Source organism: Streptomyces sp. T39 (assembly GCF_008042045.1).
Taxonomy (GTDB): domain Bacteria; phylum Actinomycetota; class Actinomycetes; order Streptomycetales; family Streptomycetaceae; genus Streptomyces.
Genome location: NZ_RDBP01000012.1, coordinates 671,560 through 690,423, shown reverse-complemented (window position 1 = coordinate 690,423; position 18,864 = coordinate 671,560). Strand labels below are relative to the sequence as shown.

General features: G+C 71.4%; 14 protein-coding genes and 1 pseudogene. 8 read left to right on the top strand and 7 right to left on the bottom strand.

What is annotated here, in order from left to right:
* Nucleotides 1-4 precede the first annotated feature (4 nt).
* The 4 genes from EAO77_RS03970 to EAO77_RS03955 are packed head-to-tail and all read right to left on the bottom strand — an operon-like array spanning nucleotide 5 to nucleotide 4,098.
* On the bottom strand, nucleotides 5-988 hold the full coding sequence (locus EAO77_RS03970) for an AAA family ATPase (protein ID WP_147986727.1): 984 nt from the start codon (nucleotides 986-988) through the stop codon (nucleotides 5-7).
* Complete coding sequence (locus EAO77_RS03965) at nucleotides 985-2,169, bottom strand: DUF4350 domain-containing protein (protein WP_187283239.1); 1,185 nt, start codon at nucleotides 2,167-2,169, stop codon at nucleotides 985-987. Before EAO77_RS03965 ends, EAO77_RS03970 begins: the two co-directional genes overlap by 4 nt.
* Before the next feature lie 20 nt (nucleotides 2,170-2,189).
* Nucleotides 2,190-2,879 (bottom strand): DUF4129 domain-containing protein, encoded by a 690-nt coding sequence (locus tag EAO77_RS03960; RefSeq protein ID WP_147986725.1) that lies wholly within the window; start codon nucleotides 2,877-2,879, stop codon nucleotides 2,190-2,192.
* A 4-nt stretch (nucleotides 2,880-2,883) separates the two neighbouring features.
* Entirely contained in the window at nucleotides 2,884-4,098 is a 1,215-nt protein-coding gene (locus EAO77_RS03955) for a glycerophosphoryl diester phosphodiesterase membrane domain-containing protein (protein ID WP_147986724.1), read from the bottom strand.
* A gap of 181 nt (nucleotides 4,099-4,279) precedes the next feature.
* Between EAO77_RS03955 and mtnA the strand changes: the two genes are divergently transcribed.
* From mtnA to EAO77_RS03920, 7 genes are all read left to right on the top strand, one after another.
* Nucleotides 4,280-5,422, top strand: a complete 1,143-nt coding sequence (mtnA, locus tag EAO77_RS03950) for an S-methyl-5-thioribose-1-phosphate isomerase (protein ID WP_147986723.1) — start codon at nucleotides 4,280-4,282, stop codon at nucleotides 5,420-5,422.
* Between the two features lie 241 nt (nucleotides 5,423-5,663).
* On the top strand, nucleotides 5,664-6,353 hold the full coding sequence (mtrA, locus tag EAO77_RS03945) for a two-component system response regulator MtrA (RefSeq protein WP_187283109.1): 690 nt from the start codon (nucleotides 5,664-5,666) through the stop codon (nucleotides 6,351-6,353).
* 1 nt (nucleotide 6,354) lies between these two features.
* Complete coding sequence (mtrB, locus tag EAO77_RS03940) at nucleotides 6,355-8,343, top strand: MtrAB system histidine kinase MtrB (RefSeq protein ID WP_147986722.1); 1,989 nt, start codon at nucleotides 6,355-6,357, stop codon at nucleotides 8,341-8,343.
* A gap of 82 nt (nucleotides 8,344-8,425) precedes the next feature.
* Nucleotides 8,426-10,180: an LpqB family beta-propeller domain-containing protein gene (locus EAO77_RS03935; protein ID WP_261993954.1), complete on the top strand. Its 1,755-nt coding sequence runs from the start codon at nucleotides 8,426-8,428 to the stop codon at nucleotides 10,178-10,180.
* Between the two features lie 79 nt (nucleotides 10,181-10,259).
* A complete protein-coding gene (locus EAO77_RS03930; RefSeq protein ID WP_147986721.1) occupies nucleotides 10,260-10,988 on the top strand; it encodes a ComF family protein in 729 nt (242 codons plus the stop codon).
* Between the two features lie 333 nt (nucleotides 10,989-11,321).
* Complete coding sequence (gene hpf, locus EAO77_RS03925; RefSeq protein WP_147986720.1) at nucleotides 11,322-12,011, top strand: ribosome hibernation-promoting factor, HPF/YfiA family; 690 nt, start codon at nucleotides 11,322-11,324, stop codon at nucleotides 12,009-12,011.
* 345 nt (nucleotides 12,012-12,356) lie between these two features.
* Nucleotides 12,357-13,115 carry a response regulator gene (locus EAO77_RS03920; RefSeq protein WP_147986719.1) on the top strand — a complete coding sequence of 253 codons (759 nt, stop codon included), beginning with the start codon at nucleotides 12,357-12,359 and terminating at the stop codon, nucleotides 13,113-13,115.
* 35 nt (nucleotides 13,116-13,150) lie between these two features.
* On the opposite strand, the gene EAO77_RS03915 is transcribed toward EAO77_RS03920, so the two are convergent.
* Both EAO77_RS03915 and EAO77_RS03910 read right to left on the bottom strand, forming a co-directional pair.
* Nucleotides 13,151-14,311, bottom strand: coding sequence for a winged helix-turn-helix domain-containing protein (locus tag EAO77_RS03915; protein ID WP_147986718.1), 1,161 nt, complete (start codon nucleotides 14,309-14,311; stop codon nucleotides 13,151-13,153).
* Between the two features lie 50 nt (nucleotides 14,312-14,361).
* Nucleotides 14,362-14,937 carry a GNAT family N-acetyltransferase gene (locus EAO77_RS03910; RefSeq protein ID WP_147986717.1) on the bottom strand — a complete coding sequence of 192 codons (576 nt, stop codon included), beginning with the start codon at nucleotides 14,935-14,937 and terminating at the stop codon, nucleotides 14,362-14,364.
* Between the two features lie 241 nt (nucleotides 14,938-15,178).
* Here EAO77_RS03910 and secA point away from each other — a divergent pair, with 241 nt between their 5' ends.
* Nucleotides 15,179-17,998, top strand: a complete 2,820-nt coding sequence (gene secA, locus EAO77_RS03905; protein WP_147986716.1) for a preprotein translocase subunit SecA — start codon at nucleotides 15,179-15,181, stop codon at nucleotides 17,996-17,998.
* Between the two features lie 478 nt (nucleotides 17,999-18,476).
* Here secA and EAO77_RS39745 read toward each other — a convergent pair.
* Nucleotides 18,477-18,864: pseudogene (locus EAO77_RS39745) on the bottom strand (hypothetical protein); the annotation flags it as partial.

The window sequence follows — 18,864 nt, the reverse complement described above, 5'->3', positions numbered from 1 at the left end:
TGCCTCAGCGGGGGACGGGGACGTGGGCGAGGATCGCGGTGATGACGGAGTCCGGGGTGACGCCCTCCATCTCCGCCTCGGGCCGGAGCTGGATGCGGTGGCGCAGAGTGGGCAGCGCGAGGGCCTTCACATCATCGGGGATGACGTAGTCGCGACCGGTGAGCCAGGCCCAGGCACGAGCGGTGGAGAGCAGGGCGGTCGCACCGCGGGGTGACACGCCCAGGGTGAGTGACGGGGATTCGCGCGTTGCCCGGCAGATGTCGACGACGTAGCCGGCGATCTCGGCCGACACCGAGGTCTTGGCGACGGCGTTCCGTGCGGCCTCCAGGTCCTCGGGGCCGGCTACGGGACGGACGCCCGCGGCAGTGAGGTCCCGCGGGTCGAAGCCCGCGGCGTGACGTGTGAGGACGCTGATCTCGTCGTCGCGCGTGGGGAGGGGCACCGTGAGCTTGAGGAGGAAGCGGTCCAACTGGGCTTCGGGGAGTGGGTAGGTGCCCTCGTACTCGACGGGGTTCTGCGTCGCCGCCACCAGGAACGGCTCGGGCAGGGCACGCGGTGTGCCGTCGACGGTCACCTGGCGCTCCTCCATTGCCTCGAGAAGCGACGACTGGGTCTTGGGAGGGGTGCGGTTGATCTCGTCGGCGAGAAGAAGGTTGGTGAAGACCGGCCCCTGCTGGAAGGAGAACTCCGAGGTACGGGTGTCGTAGACCAGTGAGCCGGTGACATCGCTGGGCATGAGGTCGGGGGTGAACTGGACGCGCTTGGTGTCGAGCTCGAGGGAGGCGGCGAGCGCGCGGACCAGGAGGGTCTTCGCTACACCCGGCACGCCTTCGAGCAGGACGTGGCCCCGGCACAGGAGGGCGACGACAAGGCCGGTCACGGCGGGGTCCTGGCCGACCACGGCCTTCGCGATCTCGGTGCGCAGGGCCTCGAGAGAGGTCCTGGCGCGGTCCGGGTGATCGGCGGTCTCGGGGGTCGGGGCGCTCATGCGGTGCGTACCTCTCTTTCGAGGGCGTCGAGGTGGTCGGCCAGAAGGACGAGGGAGGTGTCGTCGGCCGGCGGGGGGCCGAACAGCAGATCGTGGATGTCCCGCTCCGGGCGGTCCAGTTGGGCGGCCACGGCGGGGAGCAGGACGGCCGGTGCATGGGCGTCGGCCGTGGACACCCCCAGCCGTGGGGCGAGCCGGGCGCGGGCGGCGGAGCGCAGGGAGGCCGCGGCGCGGTCGCGGGCGTTCGCCTTGTGATAGAGGCGGGCGCGGCCTTCGGTCGCTTCGGACGCACGGACGGCCACCGGCAGTCGTTCGGTGACCAGCGGGCCGAGGCGTCGTCCGCGCCAGACGGCGGCGAGTACGGCGGCGAGGGTGAGCTGGAGTGTCCCCCACAGCCAGCCGGACGGGATCAGATCGAGGAACGACTGCTCGCCGCCCGCCTCTTCGCCGGGAGCCTCACCGCCCGGTCCGGAGGCGGCGGGGTCGTTGAGGGACGGCATGTACCAGACCAGCTCGGGCCTCGACCCGAGGAGTTGCAGAGCCAGAGAGGCGTTGCCGTGTTCGTCGAGATGTTCGTTGTGCAGCAGATCGGAGGCACCGAGAAGCACGGTGTCGCCGCCGGCTCCGGTGTCCAGCCTGAGCAGCGTCGGGAGCCCGTCGCCGGGGTAACAGCCGTCGGAGTCAGGGGCGTCGGTGGTGTAGCGCGCACCACCGAGAGCGGCCTCTCCCGCCCGCCGGGCAGGGGCGTAGTCGCACTGCGGGTCGCGGGCCGAGATCCGTGCGGGGGACTCGGCCGCCACACCGGGAGCCAGGGTGCCCAAGGAGGCGGGGCCGGGGGCGAGCAGGACGGTACGGCCGCCGGCGGAGTCCGTGGCGGAGACGAGTGTCCGCTGCTGGGAACGGGTGAGGAGATCCGGATCCGTGACCAGGAGGGTGACGTCGGGTCCTGCGGCATCCGAGGCGTCGCCCACCGTGGTGACGACGCGTACCGACACTCCTTGTGCTCTGAGCAGCTCGGCGACCGCCCTGCTGCCCGCGGGGTCGGCGGAGCGGGGGTCCAGGGCGCCGTGGTGCGCCCCCGATCGCAGAGCGGCCATGGTGATGCCGGCCGCGACGAGGAGCAGGACGGCGAGGAGCAGTCCCCGGCTTCGGGTCCACACCTGGCGGCCGGTGAGGGACATGGACGTGGCGGGGATCCCGGTCACGAGGCGCCTCCCGGGACGGCGTCCGTGAGGAGAGGCCTGGCGTCGTCGAGAGCGCTGTCGAGGTGGCGTATGCGCTCGTACGTCTGCTGGTCGCCTGTGCGGCCGCCGTATGTGACGTCGTCGAAGGAGCGTGCTGCCGCTCGCAGTTCGTCCGCGTGGGAGGGAAGGGAGCGCCCGGCTTCGGCGGCGGCTTCGTCGGCGGTGCGGCCGGGGCGGGGTGTGAGCAGCGCGCGTTCCTCGAGGGCCCGCACGATGGCACGCATCCGTTCCTGCACGGCCTCGTTCCAGCGCCCGGCCGAGGCATGGCCTTCGGCGGCCCTGCGGTGTTCCGCGGAGCTGCGGGGGCCGTCCTCGAAGAGGGAGTCCGACGCGGAGGCGGCGCGGCGTGGAGTCCCGAGCCGCCACCACAGGCCGCCCACGAGGGCGGCGGCGAGGAGTGCGACGACGATCAGGCCGACGGCGCTGCCGGGGCCGCTGCCCGACATTCCGTCGAAGAGGTCGCCGACCCAGTCCCAGAAGCTGTCGAGAGCCCGTTGGAGCAGGTTCGGTTCACTGTCGCCGTACACCGGCTTGGACAGCTCACGTTCCGCCGCCTCGCGAGCGGGGACACGTGAGATGTCCACCGGTATGTCGTCCCTTGCCAGGACCGGCAGGCCTGCTGCCGTCCCGCCCCCCGCGTACGACACCGCATCAGCCCCCGGTGGAGACGTTGCCGGGCGGTTCGGTCCCGTAGCCCGGGACACCCGCGGCGCGGGCGAGTTCGAGGTCGAGTGCCTCGCGCCGGATGCGCTGGTCGACGTAGAGCAGGGCCGTCACGCCCGCCGAGATCGGATAGGTGATCGACGAGGCGATCACGGCGCCGATGCCGGTGATGATCAGGAAGGGCCAGCCGATCGGCGACCCGCCGCCGTCGAGGAAGTCGCCGAGGGAGACCCCGTCCACGGCGAAGCCGGCGATCGCGAACGGAATCCCGATGACCATGCTCACCAGGAAGGAGATGAGCACGGTCAGCGCGGTGATGCCGAAGATGCGCCACCACGTGCCCTGCACCAGCTTGGCCGAGCGTCGCAGGGAGGCGAACACGCCCTGGCGCTCCAGCACGAGCGCGGGCGCGGCGAGTGCGAAGCGGATCATCAGCCAGACGATCACCACGATCGCGCCGAGGCCGCCGAGGACGGACAGCAGGACGCCGGCACCGCCGATGAGCAGGCCCGGCAGAATGCCTGCCGTCATGATCGCCGCACTGCCGAGAGGCAGGAGGAAGGTCAGGCCGAGCAGGTGGGGCAGCCGGGGCCTGGCCTCGCGCCAGGCGTCGGGCAGCGTGACCGGTCGGCCCAGCACGGAACGGCTGATCACGACGGTGAGGACCGCGGTGGTCAGCAGCGTGCCGATCAGGGTGATGAGCAGCGCGGGGCCCATGGCGATCATGCTGGACTGCAACGACTCCAGCGACTGCTCGAGTGCTTCCTCGGGCGTCGCGTCGGGGTCGACGACCGGCGGCTCGGGCAGGAGGTAGCGCTCGACGAGGATGCTGGCGATCTGGGTGATGACGGAGACGGTGACGGTCACCGCGAGGACCGTGCGCCAGTGGGTCCGCAGCGTCGCCACGGCTCCGTCCAGGATCTCCCCGACGCCGAGCGGGCGCAGAGGGATCACACCGGGCTTCGCGGCCGCGGGAGGGCGTCCCCAGGCGCCCGGAGGCGGGCCCCCGCCCCAGCCGGGAGCGGGCCGGCCGGGCGTGTGGCCCGGTCCGCTCGGTGCGGACCACTGCCCCGGAGGCGGCTGCTCCTTGGACCACTTCACGGAAGGACCGTCGGCGGGCGCGGCGGGGCGCGGTACGCCCGGGGTCTGCCCGTCGGGGGAGGGAGCGGATCCGGGCGAGGCCCAGCCCGGAGAGTCGTTCACGGTCGTCCACCTCATGGGTTGGTCACGGGCCGGAGTGGGGGGCCGGCACCTTCACGGTGTGCGCCCGCCTGGCAGGGCGGCCGGTTGGCAGCCATCGTGTCACGCCGGGGCTGCCGGTGGGCGGGGGCCCGTATCTCGTTCGTGCCTTCTCTGCCGGGGCCCCGGCGGGCAGACTGGGCGGATGGCCGATCAGCAGGTACACGACGCCCCGGGTCCGGTGCCACCGCAGCTTCCCGTGCTGCGATGGGCGGAGCCCCCCGAAGGGCCGGTGCTGGTGCTTCTCGACCAGAGACGGCTGCCTGCGCAGGAGACCGAGCTCGTGTGCACCGACGTCCCGGCGCTGGTGCACGCCATCCAGACACTTGCCGTCCGCGGTGCGCCGCTGCTGGGGATCGCGGGGGCCTACGGCGTCGCACTCGCGGCCTCGCGGGGTTACGACGTCGTCGAGGCCGCCGGTCTGCTGGAGGTCGCGCGGCCCACCGCCGTGAACCTGCGGTACGGGGTACGGCTGGCGGCCGACGCGTACGGGGGAGCGGAGGCGGCGGGCGCGACACGGGACCAGGCCGCGGCTGCCGCGCTGGAGGCAGCCCGGGCGCTGCACCGAGCCGACGCCGAGGCCAGTCGCCGGATGGCCGGTCACGGGCTGTCGCTGCTCGGCGAGCTGCTGCCCGGAGGCGGTCACCGGATCCTGACCCACTGCAACACCGGGTCACTGGTCTCCGGCGGCGAGGGCACCGCGTTCGCGGTGGCGCTGGCCGCGCACCGGGCCGGTGAGCTGCGGCACCTGTGGGTGGACGAGACGCGTCCGCTGTTGCAGGGAGCCCGGCTGACGGCTTGGGAGGCGGCGCGCAACGGCATGCCGTACAGCCTGCTCGCGGACAACGCCGCGGGGTCGCTGTTCGCCGCGGGGGAGGTCGACGCGGTGCTGATCGGGGCGGACCGGATCGCGGCCGACGGCTCGGTGGCGAACAAGGTCGGCAGCTACCCCCTCGCGGTGCTGGCCCGCTACCACCATGTGCCGTTCATCGTGGTGGCCCCCTCGACCACGATCGACGTCACCACGCCCGACGGAGCATCGATCGAGGTCGAGCAGCGGCCTTCCGGAGAGGTCACCGAGGTGCCCGCCCCCTGGGATGCGGACACCGGTTCCGGTGGCGGGGTGTCCGTGGCGCCGCTGGGCACGCGGGCGTACAACCCGGCGTTCGACGTCACGCCCCCGGAGCTCGTGACGGCCGTGGTCACCGAGGACGGGGTACTGTCACCGGTCACCGGGGACGGCATCGCCCGCCTCTGTGCGCGGTCCCGGCCCGGGATCGCGGGCTGACGGGGGCGCGCGTCGCGGATTCCGGCTGACGGCCGGATGCGGCGACAGCCTTTCGGCCGAGCCGGGTGAGGGGCCTGCGCCGGTCCGGAGACACCCGGACGGCGACGCTGCGGAGTCGTCCGCTCTCCGTGAGCGGCAGGATGCCCGGGGGACGACCACGCACGGGAACGGGCCGGTACGACTATCGTCACCGGCCAGTGAGCTACCTCACCAGCACGTCGGACACTGTTACGAGAATGGGATGATGTCGTTTATGAAGGGACGAGTCCTTGTCGTCGACGACGACACCGCACTGGCCGAGATGCTCGGGATTGTGCTGCGTGGTGAGGGTTTCGAGCCGTCGTTCGTCGCGGACGGCGACAAGGCGCTTGCCGCTTTCCGGGAGGCCAAGCCGGACCTGGTGCTGCTCGACCTGATGCTGCCCGGCAGGGACGGCATCGAGGTGTGCCGCCTGATCAGGGCCGAGTCGGGCGTGCCGATCGTGATGCTCACGGCCAAGAGCGACACCGTCGACGTGGTGGTCGGGCTCGAGTCCGGGGCCGACGACTACATCGTCAAGCCGTTCAAGCCGAAGGAGCTCGTGGCCCGTATCCGGGCGCGTCTGCGCAGGTCGGAGGAGCCGGCGCCGGAGCAGCTCGCCATCGGCGACCTGGTCATCGACGTGGCCGGTCATTCGGTCAAACGTGACGGCCAGTCGATAGCGCTGACGCCGCTCGAGTTCGACCTGCTGGTCGCTCTGGCCCGCAAGCCCTGGCAGGTGTTCACCCGCGAGGTGCTCCTGGAGCAGGTGTGGGGCTACCGTCACGCGGCCGACACCCGGCTGGTGAACGTGCATGTGCAGCGGCTGCGCTCCAAGGTCGAGAAGGACCCTGAGCGGCCGGAGATCGTGGTGACCGTGCGGGGCGTCGGTTACAAGGCGGGGCCGAGCTGACATGTCCGGTGGCAGCATTGCTCCGAAGCCCGGGAGTCCGGGAGTCCGTACGGGGCGGGCTGCCGGAGGAGGGCGGGGGCCCGCGCGCTTCGGCCGTCTCCTCCAGGACGGCGCACAGGGTGCACCGATACCGAGGCTCTTCATGCGCTGGCTGCGGCGCCCGCTGCTGCCCGCCCTGCGGCTGTGGCGGCGGAACATCCAGCTCCGGGTGGTCGCCAGCACCCTGCTGATGTCGCTCGGTGTGGTGCTGCTGCTCGGTTTCGTGGTCATCGGCCAGGTGCGCAACGGCCTGCTGGACGCGAAGAGCCAGGCCGCGCAGAGCCAGGCGGCCGGTGGATTCGCCGTCGCCCGGGAGCTGGCCAACGCCCCCGTGGGGGCAGCCGGCCAGGACGGTTCCGCGTCCGGTGCCAGGAACGCCAATTCGTGGCGCTCCGACCTCGTGGCCCAGCTGGCGAGCGGCGGGCAGGGGTCGTACAACGTGGTCGCGCTCAGCGCCGACTCCGAGCGCAACGGCCCGGGCCGCGCTCCGCGGACCTCCGGCCTGGTGGACCCGGCGTCCATCCCGCAGGTCCTGCGCGACGACGTGGGCCAGGGGACCGGGACGTACGAGACGTTCGTGAGCATCCGCTACTGGAACAACGCGTTCGACGCGGAGCCCGGACTGGTCCTGGGCACACGGCTCAACGACATCGAGGGCAAGCCCTACGAGCTGTACTACCTGTTCCCGCTCTCCCAGGAGGAGCAGTCGCTGACCCTGGTCCGCGGGACGCTCGCCACGGCGGGGCTGTTCGTCGTGGTGCTGCTCGGTGCGATCGCCTGGCTGGTGGTGCGCCAGATCGTCACGCCGGTGCGGATGGCGGCCGGGATCGCCGAGCGGCTGGCCGCCGGCAAGCTCCAGGAACGGATGAAGGTCACCGGCGAGGACGACATCGCACGCCTCGGTGAGGCCTTCAACAAGATGGCGCAGAACCTCCAGCTCAAGATCCAGCAGCTGGAGGAGCTGTCGCGGATGCAGCGGCGGTTCGTCTCCGACGTCTCGCACGAGCTGCGGACGCCGCTGACCACGGTGCGCATGGCCGCCGACGTGATCCACGAGGCGCGCAGCGACTTCGACCCGGTGACCGCGCGGTCCGCCGAGCTGCTGGGCGACCAGCTGGACCGTTTCGAGTCCCTGCTGGCCGACCTGCTGGAGATCAGCAGGTTCGATGCGGGTGCCGCGGCGTTGGAGGCGGAGCCGATAGACCTGCGCGAAGTGGTGCGCCGGGTGATCGGCGGAGCCGAGCCGCTCGCCGAGCGCAAGGGTTCGAGGATCCGCGTCGTCGGCGACGAGCAGCCGGTGGTGGCCGAGGCCGATGCGCGCCGGGTGGAGCGCATCCTGCGGAACCTCGTCGTCAACGCCGTGGAGCACGGTGACGGCAAGGACGTCGTCGTGCGCATGGCGGTCGCGGGCGGGGCCGTGGGCATCGCCGTGCGGGATTACGGCGTGGGCCTGAAGCCGGGGGAGGCCACCCGGGTGTTCAGCCGTTTCTGGCGGGCCGACCCGGCACGGGCCAGGACCACCGGCGGTACCGGGCTGGGCCTGTCCATCGCCGTCGAGGACGCCCGTCTGCACGGCGGCTGGCTCCAGGCGTGGGGCGAGCCGGGCGGCGGCTCGCAGTTCCGGCTCACGCTGCCGCGCACGGCGGACGAGCCGCTGCGGGGTTCGCCGATCCCACTGGAGCCCGAGGACTCGCGGCAGAACAGGGAGCGTGCCCACGCGTCGGGTGATGCCGGGGCGAGCGGGCACCGGCTGACGTCCGTGCCCCCGCAGTCGGCGCCCGACTTCTCCCGCCTGCCCGCTCAGCAGCGCGGCGGCGCGCCGGTCGGCGTCGACCCCGCGGCACTGCCGGGCAGCGGTTCCCGGGTGGTGCCCCGGTCGGCGGGGGAGCGGGCCGACGAGCCGGCGGAACAGGTTTCTTCGAAGCGGGAGGGCACGGATCGTGGGCGCTGAGCGTCGTGGGGGCCGGGCGCGATTGCTGCGCCTCTCGGCGCTTGTCGGGTGCGGGAGTGTGGTGCTGGCGGGCTGCGCCTCGATGCCGGACAGCGGCGACGTGCATCCGGTGAAGGCGTCCCAGCGGGGTGACTCGCAGGTGCGCGTCTACGCGGTGCAGCCGCGCAAGGGGGCGACGCCGGACGAGATCGTCACCGGTTTCCTGGAGGCGATGACCAGTGACGACTCGAATTTCGCCACGGCCCGCTCGTACCTGACGGCGGAGGCGTCCAAGCGGTGGCGGCCCGAGGCGAGCACCACGGTGCTGACGGCCGCCCCCGACCCGGGTGCGCCGATACTCGGCGGCCGGGACAAGCCGGGCCGCAGCTACCCGCTCTTCGGCCGGCAGATAGCGACCGTCGACTCGCAGCGCGCCTACCAGCCGGTGACGCCCACGGACTACCGGCGGACGATCCATCTGTCCGAGCAGAGCGGTCCCGACGGCAAGGAGTGGCGGATCGACAGTCTGCCGCCCGGGCTGCTCCTGGGGGCGTCGGACTTCGAGCGCAACTACGTCTCAGTCAACAAGTACTACTTCGCCTCGGGGCGCAGCGTCGTGGTCGCCGACCCCGTCTACATCCGGCAGCGGCAGGACCCGGTGACCCGGCAGGACCCGGTGACACAGGCGGTGTCGGCACTGCTCGAAGGGCCGACGAACTGGCTGAAGCCGGTGGTGGAGTCACGCTTCCCGACGGGGACGGCTCTCAGGAAGGGCACCCGCTCGCTGGAGTTCGACGACCGCAACGGGCTCAAGGTGCCGCTGAACGAGAAGGCGTCCACGGTGGGCCGCCTCCAGTGCACGAAGATGGCCGCGCAGATCCTGTTCACGCTCAAGGACCTCTCGTCGGCGCGGGTCGACCAGGTGGAGCTGCTGAGGGCCAACGGCTCGCAGCTGTGCGTGCTCGGCAGCGGTCAGGCGGAGGAGTACGCGCCCGATCACGGCTCGGGCCGGCTCGACAGCCAGTACTTCGTCGACGAGGAGGACCGGCTCGCGCTGCTCGCGAGCGGGTCCAAGGACGCCGCAGAGCCGCACAACGTGCCGGGCCCGTTCGGTGACGGCAGGCTGCGCATGAGCCGGGTGGCGGTCGCCCGTGACGAGCAGACCGCCGCCGCGGTGTCCAAGGACAGCAGCAAGCTGTACGTGGCGTCGATCCTCACCGGCTCGGAACTCAGGAACGCGGTCGTCGGCAGCTCGGGCGCGCAGGCGGAGAACCGTCTCTCCGCGCCGAGCTGGGACGGCAGGGGCGATCTCTGGGTCGCGGACCGCAACCCGTCGGACGCCGCGCTGATGCGGGTGCCGAGCGGGACGGGCACGCCGCAGGACGTGCGGATCGTCCCCGGTATCGACGGTGCGCGGATCGAGGCGGTCAAGGTGTCCGCGGACGGTGTGCGCATCGCGCTGCTGCTCACCAAGGACGGCACGACGACTCTGAAGATCGGGCGCGTCGAACGGCACGGTCCCGAGGACGACCCGGCGGTGACCGTCACCGAACTGCGCCAGGCGGCACCTCAGCTGGAGACCGTCACGGCGGTGTCCTGGGCGGGCCCCAGCAGGCTCGTGGTGGTCGGCAAGGAGTCCGGCGGGGTCCAGCAGGTGCGGTACATCCAGACGGACGGCTCGACCGCTCCCAACTCCATCCTGCCGGGCCTGAACCAGGTGCGGTCGGTCGCCGCGTCGGACGACGAGAGCAGGCCGCTGGTGGCGTATTCGCAGGAGGACGGGATCGTCCGGCTGCCCGCGGGCGCGAACTGGCAGACCCTGGTCAAGAGCGGTACCTCGCCGGTCTACCCGGGCTGAGCAACGCCCGGGGCGGGTTGTCCACAGGGCGTTGTCCACAGGGGTTGGCGTTGCCCCGGGGGCGGACGACCCTGGGGTCATGCGGGGATGGTGGCGGGAGATCTCCGGCCTGGTGCTGCCGGTGGACTGCGCGGGGTGCGGGCGGCGGCGCACTCTGCTGTGCGCACGGTGTGCGCGGGCGCTGCACGGCGGGCCGGTGCGCCGTGCGAGGCCGGTGGTGGAGCCGGAGGGACTGTCGGCGGTCCATGCGGCCGCGCTGTACGAGGACGCGGTGCGGGCCGTGATCCTGGCCCACAAGGAACGGGGTGCCACGGGGCTGGCAGCGCCCCTCGGGCGGGCGCTGGCGGTGGCGGTCCGGGCGGCTGCTCCCGCGGCCGGTGCGGGGCCGCTGCTGCTGGTGCCGGTTCCGTCGGCGCCGAGGGCGGTCCGGGCCCGGGGGCACGACGCCGCCCGGCGGATCGCGCGGTCGGCGGCGGCCGAGCTGCGGCGCTCGGGGCGCTCCGCGGAGGTGCTGCCGGTGCTCCGCCAGGTGCGTCCGGTGGCCGACCAGGCGGGCCTCGGTGTGCCCGGCAGGCTGGCCAACATGTCCGGTTCGCTGCGGGTGCGCGAGGGCGCGGCACGGTTTCTGGGGCAGGGTTCACCCGTGCTGGTGGACGACGTGATGACGACGGGCGCGTCGTTGGTGGAAGCGGCCCGGGCACTGAGTGCCGCCGGCTGTCGTGCGCACCCGGCTTTCGATGGATTCGCACAGGTGAGCGCAGCGGTTGTCGCGGTTGTTCCGCTCCCTTCGGTCATAAACCGGAACTGACGGGGAACTCGCAACGTTGCAGGTAGTGAGAGGGCAAAAACCCCTGATCGGAGGTACCTTCGGGTAGCGGGTGCCGACAGTGGCCCGCTGGGACTATGTTCGGTTGTGAGGAATGGCGAAACCGTTCCTCGCCGAATGAGGTTCCGTGTTTTCCGGCCAGGGATTCGGGACAGAGACCTCTCTGAATTGGGTGGGTGGAGATCTTGTCGACTGGGGAGGAGGAGGTGAAACTCACCGAGTCCGCGCCCCGGTGATCGTCGGGGCCTGGTGCTAGAAATTGGGAGATGCTCCGCAGCCGAGGAGCGGCGGGGCGATCCGGGAACGGAGTTCTGCGTGGACATCGTCGTCAAGGGCCGCAAGACCGAGGTGCCCGAGCGGTTCCGCAAGCACGTGGCCGAGAAGCTGAAGCTGGACAAGATCCAGAAGCTCGACGGCAAGGTGATCAGCCTCGACGTCGAGGTGTCCAAGGAGCCCAACCCTCGGCAGGCAGACCGTTCCGACCGCGTGGAGATCACGCTGCGCTCGCGCGGCCCGGTGATCCGTGCGGAGGCGTCGGCCGCCGATCCGTACGCAGCGCTCGACCTCGCCACCGGAAAGCTGGAGGCAAGGCTCCGGAGGGAGCACGACAAGCGCCACACGCGGCGGGGCAACGGGCGTCTCTCGGCGGCCGAGGTCGCCGACGTCGTCCCGGGCGTCGCCGAACTGAACGCCAACGGCAAGCCGGTCGCCCAGGAGGCGGCGGACGCCGTTCCGACGACCAGGATGGGCTCGCTCGAAGTACAGGGCGAAGGGCCGCTGGTGGTCCGCGAGAAGCTGCACACGGCAGCCCCCATGACGCTCGACCAGGCGCTCTACGAGATGGAACTGGTCGGTCACGACTTCTACCTCTTCGTCGACTCCGAGACGAAGCAGCCCAGTGTCGTCTACCGGCGGCACGCGTACGACTACGGCGTCATCCACCTGGAGACCGACCCGCTCGCCGGGGCCGAGGCCGGCGGTGCCGGGGGCGCGCTCGGAGGCTGAGGCACGCCTCGCACAACCGAAGCGGCCGTTGCCGGCCCGGCGCTCACCGGGCCGGAAGCCGGCGTCGGCCGCAGGCGCCGGTCCAACGACCGGTCCCTGCCCGGCTCAACAGGCCCTGGACACGGCTCGTTCGGAGGCACGTCCGTGTGAATCGGTCACGCCGGCTTGGATGAAGGTGCCCCTGGAGCGCCCCGTGCGCCCCCAGGGGCACCATCGTGCGACCGCGGGATCGCCCCTTCGCCGTCCCGGCATGAAAGCATGACCCGGCAGGCCAACGGATGTGCGGCGCACTGAGGTTGGCAGACCAGACATGATCTCGGGCCACGGCCTTCAGGGGGAGGAACGATGGCGGACAGCTTCGGGCCGATGCACGGCGAAGCGGGCCGACCCGGTCGGCCGCTCGCCGTCGACACGGACGAGGAGCCGACCGGGTCCGGTGCGGCGGAGCCGATCAGGGTGCTCGTCGTGGACGACCACGCGCTCTTCCGGCGAGGGCTGGAGATCGTCCTCAAGCAGGAGGGGGACATCCAGGTCGTCGGCGAGGCCGGCGACGGGGCGGAGGCGGTGGACAAGGCCGCGGACCTGCTGCCCGACATCGTGCTGATGGACGTGCGGATGCCCAAGCGGGGCGGCATCGAGGCCTGCACCTCGATCAAGGAGGTGGCCCCCAGCGCGAAGATCATCATGCTGACGATCAGCGACGAGGAGGCCGACCTCTACGACGCGATCAAGGCGGGCGCCACGGGCTACCTCCTCAAGGAGATCTCCACGGACGAGGTCGCGACCGCCATCCGCGCGGTGGCGGACGGCCAGTCGCAGATCAGTCCCTCCATGGCGTCCAAACTGCTCACCGAGTTCAAGTCGATGATCCAGCGGACGGACGAGCGCCGGCTGGTGCCGGCGCCCCGGCTGACCGACCGGGAGCTGGAGGTCCTCAAGCTGGTCGCCACCGGGATGAACAACCGGGACATCGCCAAGGACCTCTTCATCTCCGAGAACACCGTGAAGAACCACGTGCGCAACATCCTGGAGAAGCTCCAGCTGCACTCCCGGATGGAAGCCGTGGTCTACGCGATGCGGGAGAAGATCCTCGAGATCGGCTGAGATCGGCTGAGGACGGCGCCGGCGGGCGCGGGCGGTCAGGCGAGCGCCTTGACCAGGTCCGCCGAGAGCTCGGGGCGGTCGATCCGCTCCACCCGCACCGCGTCGCAGCCCACCCAGGAGGCGGCCTCGAGCAGTGCCCGGGCCATCGGCGCCACGGCCCCGGGGCCCGCGAGCGACACCTGCCGTGCGACGAGCGTGGTGCCCTCGCGCGCAGGGTCCACCCGGCCGAGGAGCTTCCCCCCGGCGAGCAGCGGCATGGCGAAGTACCCGTGCACCCGCCTGGGCTTCGGCACGTACGCCTCCAGCCGGTGGGTGAATCCGAAGATCCGCTCCGTGCGGGCGCGTTCCCAGATCAGGGAGTCGAAGGGGGAGAGCAGCGTGGTGCGGTGCCGTCCGCGCGGGACGGTGACCAGCGCCTCGGGATCGGCCCAGGCGGGCTTCGTCCAGCCCTCCACCGTCACCGGCACCAGGCCCGAGTCGGCGACCACCGCGTCGAACTGCTCGCCCTTGATGCGGTGATAGTCCGCGATGTCCGCCCGGGTGCCCACGCCCAGGGCCTGCCCGGCCAGGCGGACCAGCCTGCGCAGGCACTCGGTGTCGTCGAGGTCGTCATGGAGCAGGGTGCCGGGGACGGCACGCTCCGCCAGGTCGTAGACCCGCTTCCAGCCCCGGCGCTCGACGCACACCACCTCGCCGTACATCAGGGCGCGCTCCACGGCGACCTTCGAGGCCGACCAGTCCCACCACTCGCCGCCGTTCTTCGCGCCGCCCAGATGGGTGGCGGTGAGCGGGCCCTCGGCGCGCAGCTGGGCGATGACCGCGTCGTACGCGCCGTCGGGGAGGTCGTGGTGCCACTGCGGCCGGGCGCGGTAGGCGCGGCGGCGGAACGCGAAGTGCGGCCACTCCTCGACGGGGAGGATGCAGGCGGCGTGCGACCAGTACTCGAAGCTGTGGCCCTCGGTCCAGTACGCGTCCTCGACGGTCCTGCGGCCGACGGCGCCGAGCCGGGCGTAGGGGATCAGTTCGTGGGAGCGCGCGAGCACCGAGATGGTGTCCAGCTGCACCGCCCCGAGGGCGCGCAGCACGCCCCGGACCCCGCCGCGGCGGTCGGGGGCGCCGAGGAACCCCTGGGCGCGCAGGGCGATGCGACGCGCCTCGTCGGCTGACAGGGTGGCGGAGGACGGCACAGAGGTCATGTCCGCACCCTAGGGCCCGCCACTGACAGCGCGGGCGCCGCCCGGGAAGGTCAGGGCCCGGCCGGAAGGTAGGGGTGGGTGCTGGTCAGATGGAGGTCCGAGGGGAGCAGGGAGCCGACCCAGGTGTCCCGCAGGGTGTCCTTGTTCAGCAGCGCGGCCCGCAGGCAGCCCTCCACCTGGAACCCCGTCTTCTCGGCCACCGCGCGTGAGCCCTTGTTGCCCACCTCGGCCCGCCATTCCAGGCGGGTGGCGCCCAGCCGGATGAAGGACCAGTGCGAGACGGCGGTCACGGCCTCGGCCATCACGCCGCGGCCGCGGTGCTCCTTGCCCGTCCAGAAGCCGATCTCCCACGTGCCGGAGAAGGTGCGCAGCGTGACGCTGACCGACGCCATGAGCGGCCCGCCCTCGCGGGGCAGCACGGCGAAGGTGCACATCGTGCTGTTGCGCCAGCCGTCCGGGACCATGTGTTCGGTGAACTCGGCGGCGTGCTGCCACTCGTACGGGGAGGGAACCGTCGTCCACCGCTGGATGTCCGGGTCCTGACAGGACCGGTACACGGCCTCGGTGTCCTCGGCCGTGAACGTGCGCAGCAGAAGGCGCTCGGTGGTGAGTGTGATCGGCTCCATGCGGGGATTGTGGTCAGGTCCCGCGTGCGAAGCGAGCACTTTTGCGGCCTTCCCGGCACCTTCCGCGCGCCTTGTGCGTTCTTCTGATGGCGGACAGCGGGGCCTCCATGGCCATGGACCTCCCGACGCGGCGGGGTCCTCGCTTACGATGGCCGATGCGGTGGGGCCCACCTGCCGTGCCCGCGCCAGTGTCCGTCACACGACCCAGTGCCAGGCCCGACCGGCAAGGAGACCAGCCTCAGTGTCCGTCTTCAACAAGCTCATGCGTGCAGGCGAAGGCAAGATCCTGCGCAAACTGCACCGCATCGCGGACCAGGTCAACTCCATCGAAGAGGACTTCGTCAACCTCTCCGACGCCGAGTTGAGGGCGCTCACCGAGGAGTACAAGCAGCGCTACGCCGACGGCGAGAGCCTCGACGACCTGATGCCCGAGGCGTTCGCCACCGTCCGCGAGGCCGCCAAGCGCGTCCTGGGCCAGCGCCACTACGACGTCCAGCTCATGGGCGGCGCCGCCCTGCACCTCGGGTACGTCGCCGAGATGAAGACCGGTGAGGGCAAGACCCTCGTCGGCACCCTCCCCGCCTATCTGAACGCGCTGTCCGGCAAGGGCGTCCACCTGATCACGGTGAACGACTACCTGGCCGAGCGCGACTCCGAGATGATGGGCCGGGTCCACAAGTTCCTCGGGCTCGAGGTCGGCTGCATCCTCGCCAACATGACGCCGGCGCAGCGCCGTGAGCAGTACGCCTGCGACATCACCTACGGCACGAACAACGAGTTCGGCTTCGACTACCTCCGCGACAACATGGCGTGGTCCAAGGACGAGCTCGTCCAGCGCGGCCACAACTTCGCCTGTGTCGACGAGGTCGACTCGATCCTCGTCGACGAGGCCCGTACGCCGCTCATCATCTCCGGCCCCGCCGACCAGGCCACCAAGTGGTACGGCGACTTCGCCAAGCTCGTCACCCGGCTCACCAGGGGCGAGGCGGGCAACCCGCTCAAGGGCATCGAGGAGACCGGCGACTACGAGGTCGACGAGAAGAAGCGCACGGTCGCGATCCACGAGGCCGGCGTCGCCAAGGTCGAGGACTGGCTGGGCATCGACAACCTCTACGAGTCGGTCAACACCCCGCTCGTCGGCTACCTGAACAACGCCATCAAGGCCAAGGAGCTGTTCAAGAAGGACAAGGACTACGTCGTCATGGACGGCGAAGTCATGATCGTCGACGAGCACACCGGCCGTATCCTCGCCGGCCGCCGCTACAACGAGGGCATGCACCAGGCGATCGAGGCGAAGGAAGGGGTGGACATCAAGGACGAGAACCAGACCCTCGCCACGATCACCCTGCAGAACTTCTTCCGCCTGTACGACAAGCTCTCCGGCATGACCGGTACGGCCATGACCGAGGCCGCGGAGTTCCACCAGATCTACAAGCTGGGCGTCGTGCCGATCCCGACGAACAAGCCGATGGTCCGTCTCGACCAGTCCGACCTGATCTACCGCACCGAGGTCGCCAAGTTCGCGGCCGTCGTCGACGACATCGCCGAGAAGCACGAGAAGGGCCAGCCGATCCTGGTCGGCACCACCTCGGTCGAGAAGTCCGAGTACCTCTCGCAGCAGCTCAGCAAGCGCGGTGTCCAGCACGAGGTGCTGAACGCGAAGAACCACGAGCGCGAGGCGACGATCGTCGCCCAGGCCGGACGCCGCGGAGCGGTCACGGTCGCCACGAACATGGCCGGCCGCGGCACCGACATCAAGCTCGGCGGCAACCCGGACGACCTCGCCGAGGCGGAGCTGCGCCAGCGCGGCCTCGACCCGATCGAGCACGTCGAGGAGTGGGCGGCGGCCCTGCCGGACGCGCTGAAGCGCGCCGAGGCGGCCGTGAAGGCGGAGCACGACGAGGTCAAGGACCTCGGCGGTCTCTACGTCCTGGGCACCGAGCGCCACGAGTCGCGCCGTATCGACAACCAGCTGCGAGGCCGAAGCGGACGTCAGGGCGACCCGGGCGAGTCCCGTTTCTACCTCTCACTGGGCGACGACCTGATGCGCCTGTTCAAGGCCGCGATGGTCGAGCGCGTCATGGCCATGGCGAACGTCCCGGACGACGTCCCGATCGAGAACAAGATGGTCACCCGCGCGATCGCCTCCGCGCAGTCGCAGGTCGAGCAGCAGAACTTCGAGACCCGTAAGAACGTCCTCAAGTACGACGAGGTCCTCAACCGTCAGCGCGAGGTCATCTACGGCGAGCGCCGCCGGGTGCTCGAGGGCGAGGACCTCCACGAGCAGGTCGTCCACTTCATGGACGACACCATCGACGCGTACATCCAGGCCGAGACCGTCGAGGGCTTCGCCGAGGAGTGGGACCTGGACCGCCTGTGGGGCGCGTTCAAGCAGCTCTACCCGGTGAAGGCGACGATCGAGGAGCTGGAGGACGCGGTCGGCGACCGGGCCGGCATCACCGCGGAGTTCATCGCCGAGTCGATCAAGGACGACATCCACGCGCAGTACGAGGAGCGCGAGAAGCAGCTCGGCTCGGACATCATGCGTGAGCTGGAGCGCCGCGTGGTCCTCTCGGTCCTCGACCGCAAGTGGCGCGAGCACCTCTACGAGATGGACTACCTCCAGGAGGGCATCGGTCTGCGCGCGATGGCCCAGAAGGACCCGCTGGTCGAGTACCAGCGCGAGGGCTTCGACATGTTCACCGCCATGATGGAGGGCATCAAGGAGGAGTCCGTCGGCTACCTGTTCAACCTGGAGGTCCAGGTCGAGCAGCAGGTCGAGGAGGTGCCGGTGCAGGACGCGGCCGCGAAGACCTCGCTGGCCAAGGAGGACGCCGTGCCGGCGGGCGCCGGGCGCCCCGAGATCCGCGCCAAGGGCCTGGAGGCGCCGCAGCGTCCCGACCGGCTGCACTTCTCCGCCCCGACGGTGGACGGCGAGGGCGGTGTCGTCGAGGGCGACTTCGACAACGACGGCGGCGAGTCCGCGTCGGGCTCCGACGGCATGACGCGTGCGGAGCGCCGCAAGGCCGCGAAGGGCGGCGGCCGCCGCCGCAAGAAGTAGTAGGCCGCCCGGCCACGCGCAGCGTGGCCGCTGAGCGGCGACGTGCGGGGCCGGACACACCATGTGTGTCCGGCCCCGCGCCGTTGCGGTGTCTCCGGGCTGGCGCCCGGTTCCCCCTCCCGGGGGCTGACCGGTGCGGCTGACCGCCCGGCTCCGGCTGCGCCGACGGTCCCGCTTCCCGCGGGTCGCGGGCCCGCTGCCCACCGCGGTGACCGGCAGGCGCGCCGCTGCTGCTCACCGCGGTGCCCGGCGGGCGTGCCGGCGTGCGCAGGCCGTCTGCCGGCGTGGCCTGGAACGGCGCCGCACCTGTGCCTGTGGCGTCGTTCCGGGCCGGGTTCCGGAGGCTGCACTTGTGCCTGTGGCGTCGTTCCGGGCCGCGTCCGGGAGGCTGCACCTGTGCCTGCGGCCGCCTCTGAGGCCCTCAGCCCCACGGAGGGCGCTTCCGAGACTCAAACCCCTGGACGGCCCCTCGGAGGCCTCAGCTGCCCGTGGACGGCTTGGGCAGGCATACGAGGCCCTTGCCGGCCCCCTCGGAAGCCTGCCGCCCGCTGAGCCGCCCGTGTGGGCGCTGAGGCGCTGTAGTCACCGGGAGAGCTGCCGCCGTGGCTGCCCCTCGTGGGGCACCGCCCCGGAGACCGCTGCTCCGCCTGCGCGTCCCGGCGCCCTGCTCGTCCTTGCGCCCGGCGCCCGCCGGCACGGCGTCCTCCTTGGCCAGCGAGGTCTTCGCGGCCGCGTCCTGCACCGGCACCTCCTCGACCTGCTGCTCGACCTGGACCTCCAGGTTGAACAGGTAGCCGACGGACTCCTCCTTGATGCCCTCCATCATGGCGGTGAACATGTCGAAGCCCTCGCGCTGGTACTCGACC

Excerpts from the sequence above, each read along its gene's own strand:
- EAO77_RS03970 (WP_147986727.1), bottom strand. The coding sequence starts at position 988 with ATGAGCGCCCCGACCCCCGAGACCGCCGATCACCCGGACCGCGCCAGG.
- EAO77_RS03965 (WP_187283239.1), bottom strand. The coding sequence starts at position 2,169 with ATGTCCCTCACCGGCCGCCAGGTGTGGACCCGAAGCCGGGGACTGCTC.
- mtnA (WP_147986723.1), top strand. The coding sequence starts at position 4,280 with ATGGCCGATCAGCAGGTACACGACGCCCCGGGTCCGGTGCCACCGCAG.
- mtrA (WP_187283109.1), top strand. The coding sequence starts at position 5,664 with ATGATGTCGTTTATGAAGGGACGAGTCCTTGTCGTCGACGACGACACC.
- mtrB (WP_147986722.1), top strand. The coding sequence starts at position 6,355 with ATGTCCGGTGGCAGCATTGCTCCGAAGCCCGGGAGTCCGGGAGTCCGT.
- EAO77_RS03935 (WP_261993954.1), top strand. The coding sequence starts at position 8,426 with ATGCCGGACAGCGGCGACGTGCATCCGGTGAAGGCGTCCCAGCGGGGT.
- EAO77_RS03930 (WP_147986721.1), top strand. The coding sequence starts at position 10,260 with ATGCGGGGATGGTGGCGGGAGATCTCCGGCCTGGTGCTGCCGGTGGAC.
- EAO77_RS03920 (WP_147986719.1), top strand. The coding sequence starts at position 12,357 with ATGGCGGACAGCTTCGGGCCGATGCACGGCGAAGCGGGCCGACCCGGT.
- EAO77_RS03915 (WP_147986718.1), bottom strand. The coding sequence starts at position 14,311 with ATGACCTCTGTGCCGTCCTCCGCCACCCTGTCAGCCGACGAGGCGCGT.
- EAO77_RS03910 (WP_147986717.1), bottom strand. The coding sequence starts at position 14,937 with ATGGAGCCGATCACACTCACCACCGAGCGCCTTCTGCTGCGCACGTTC.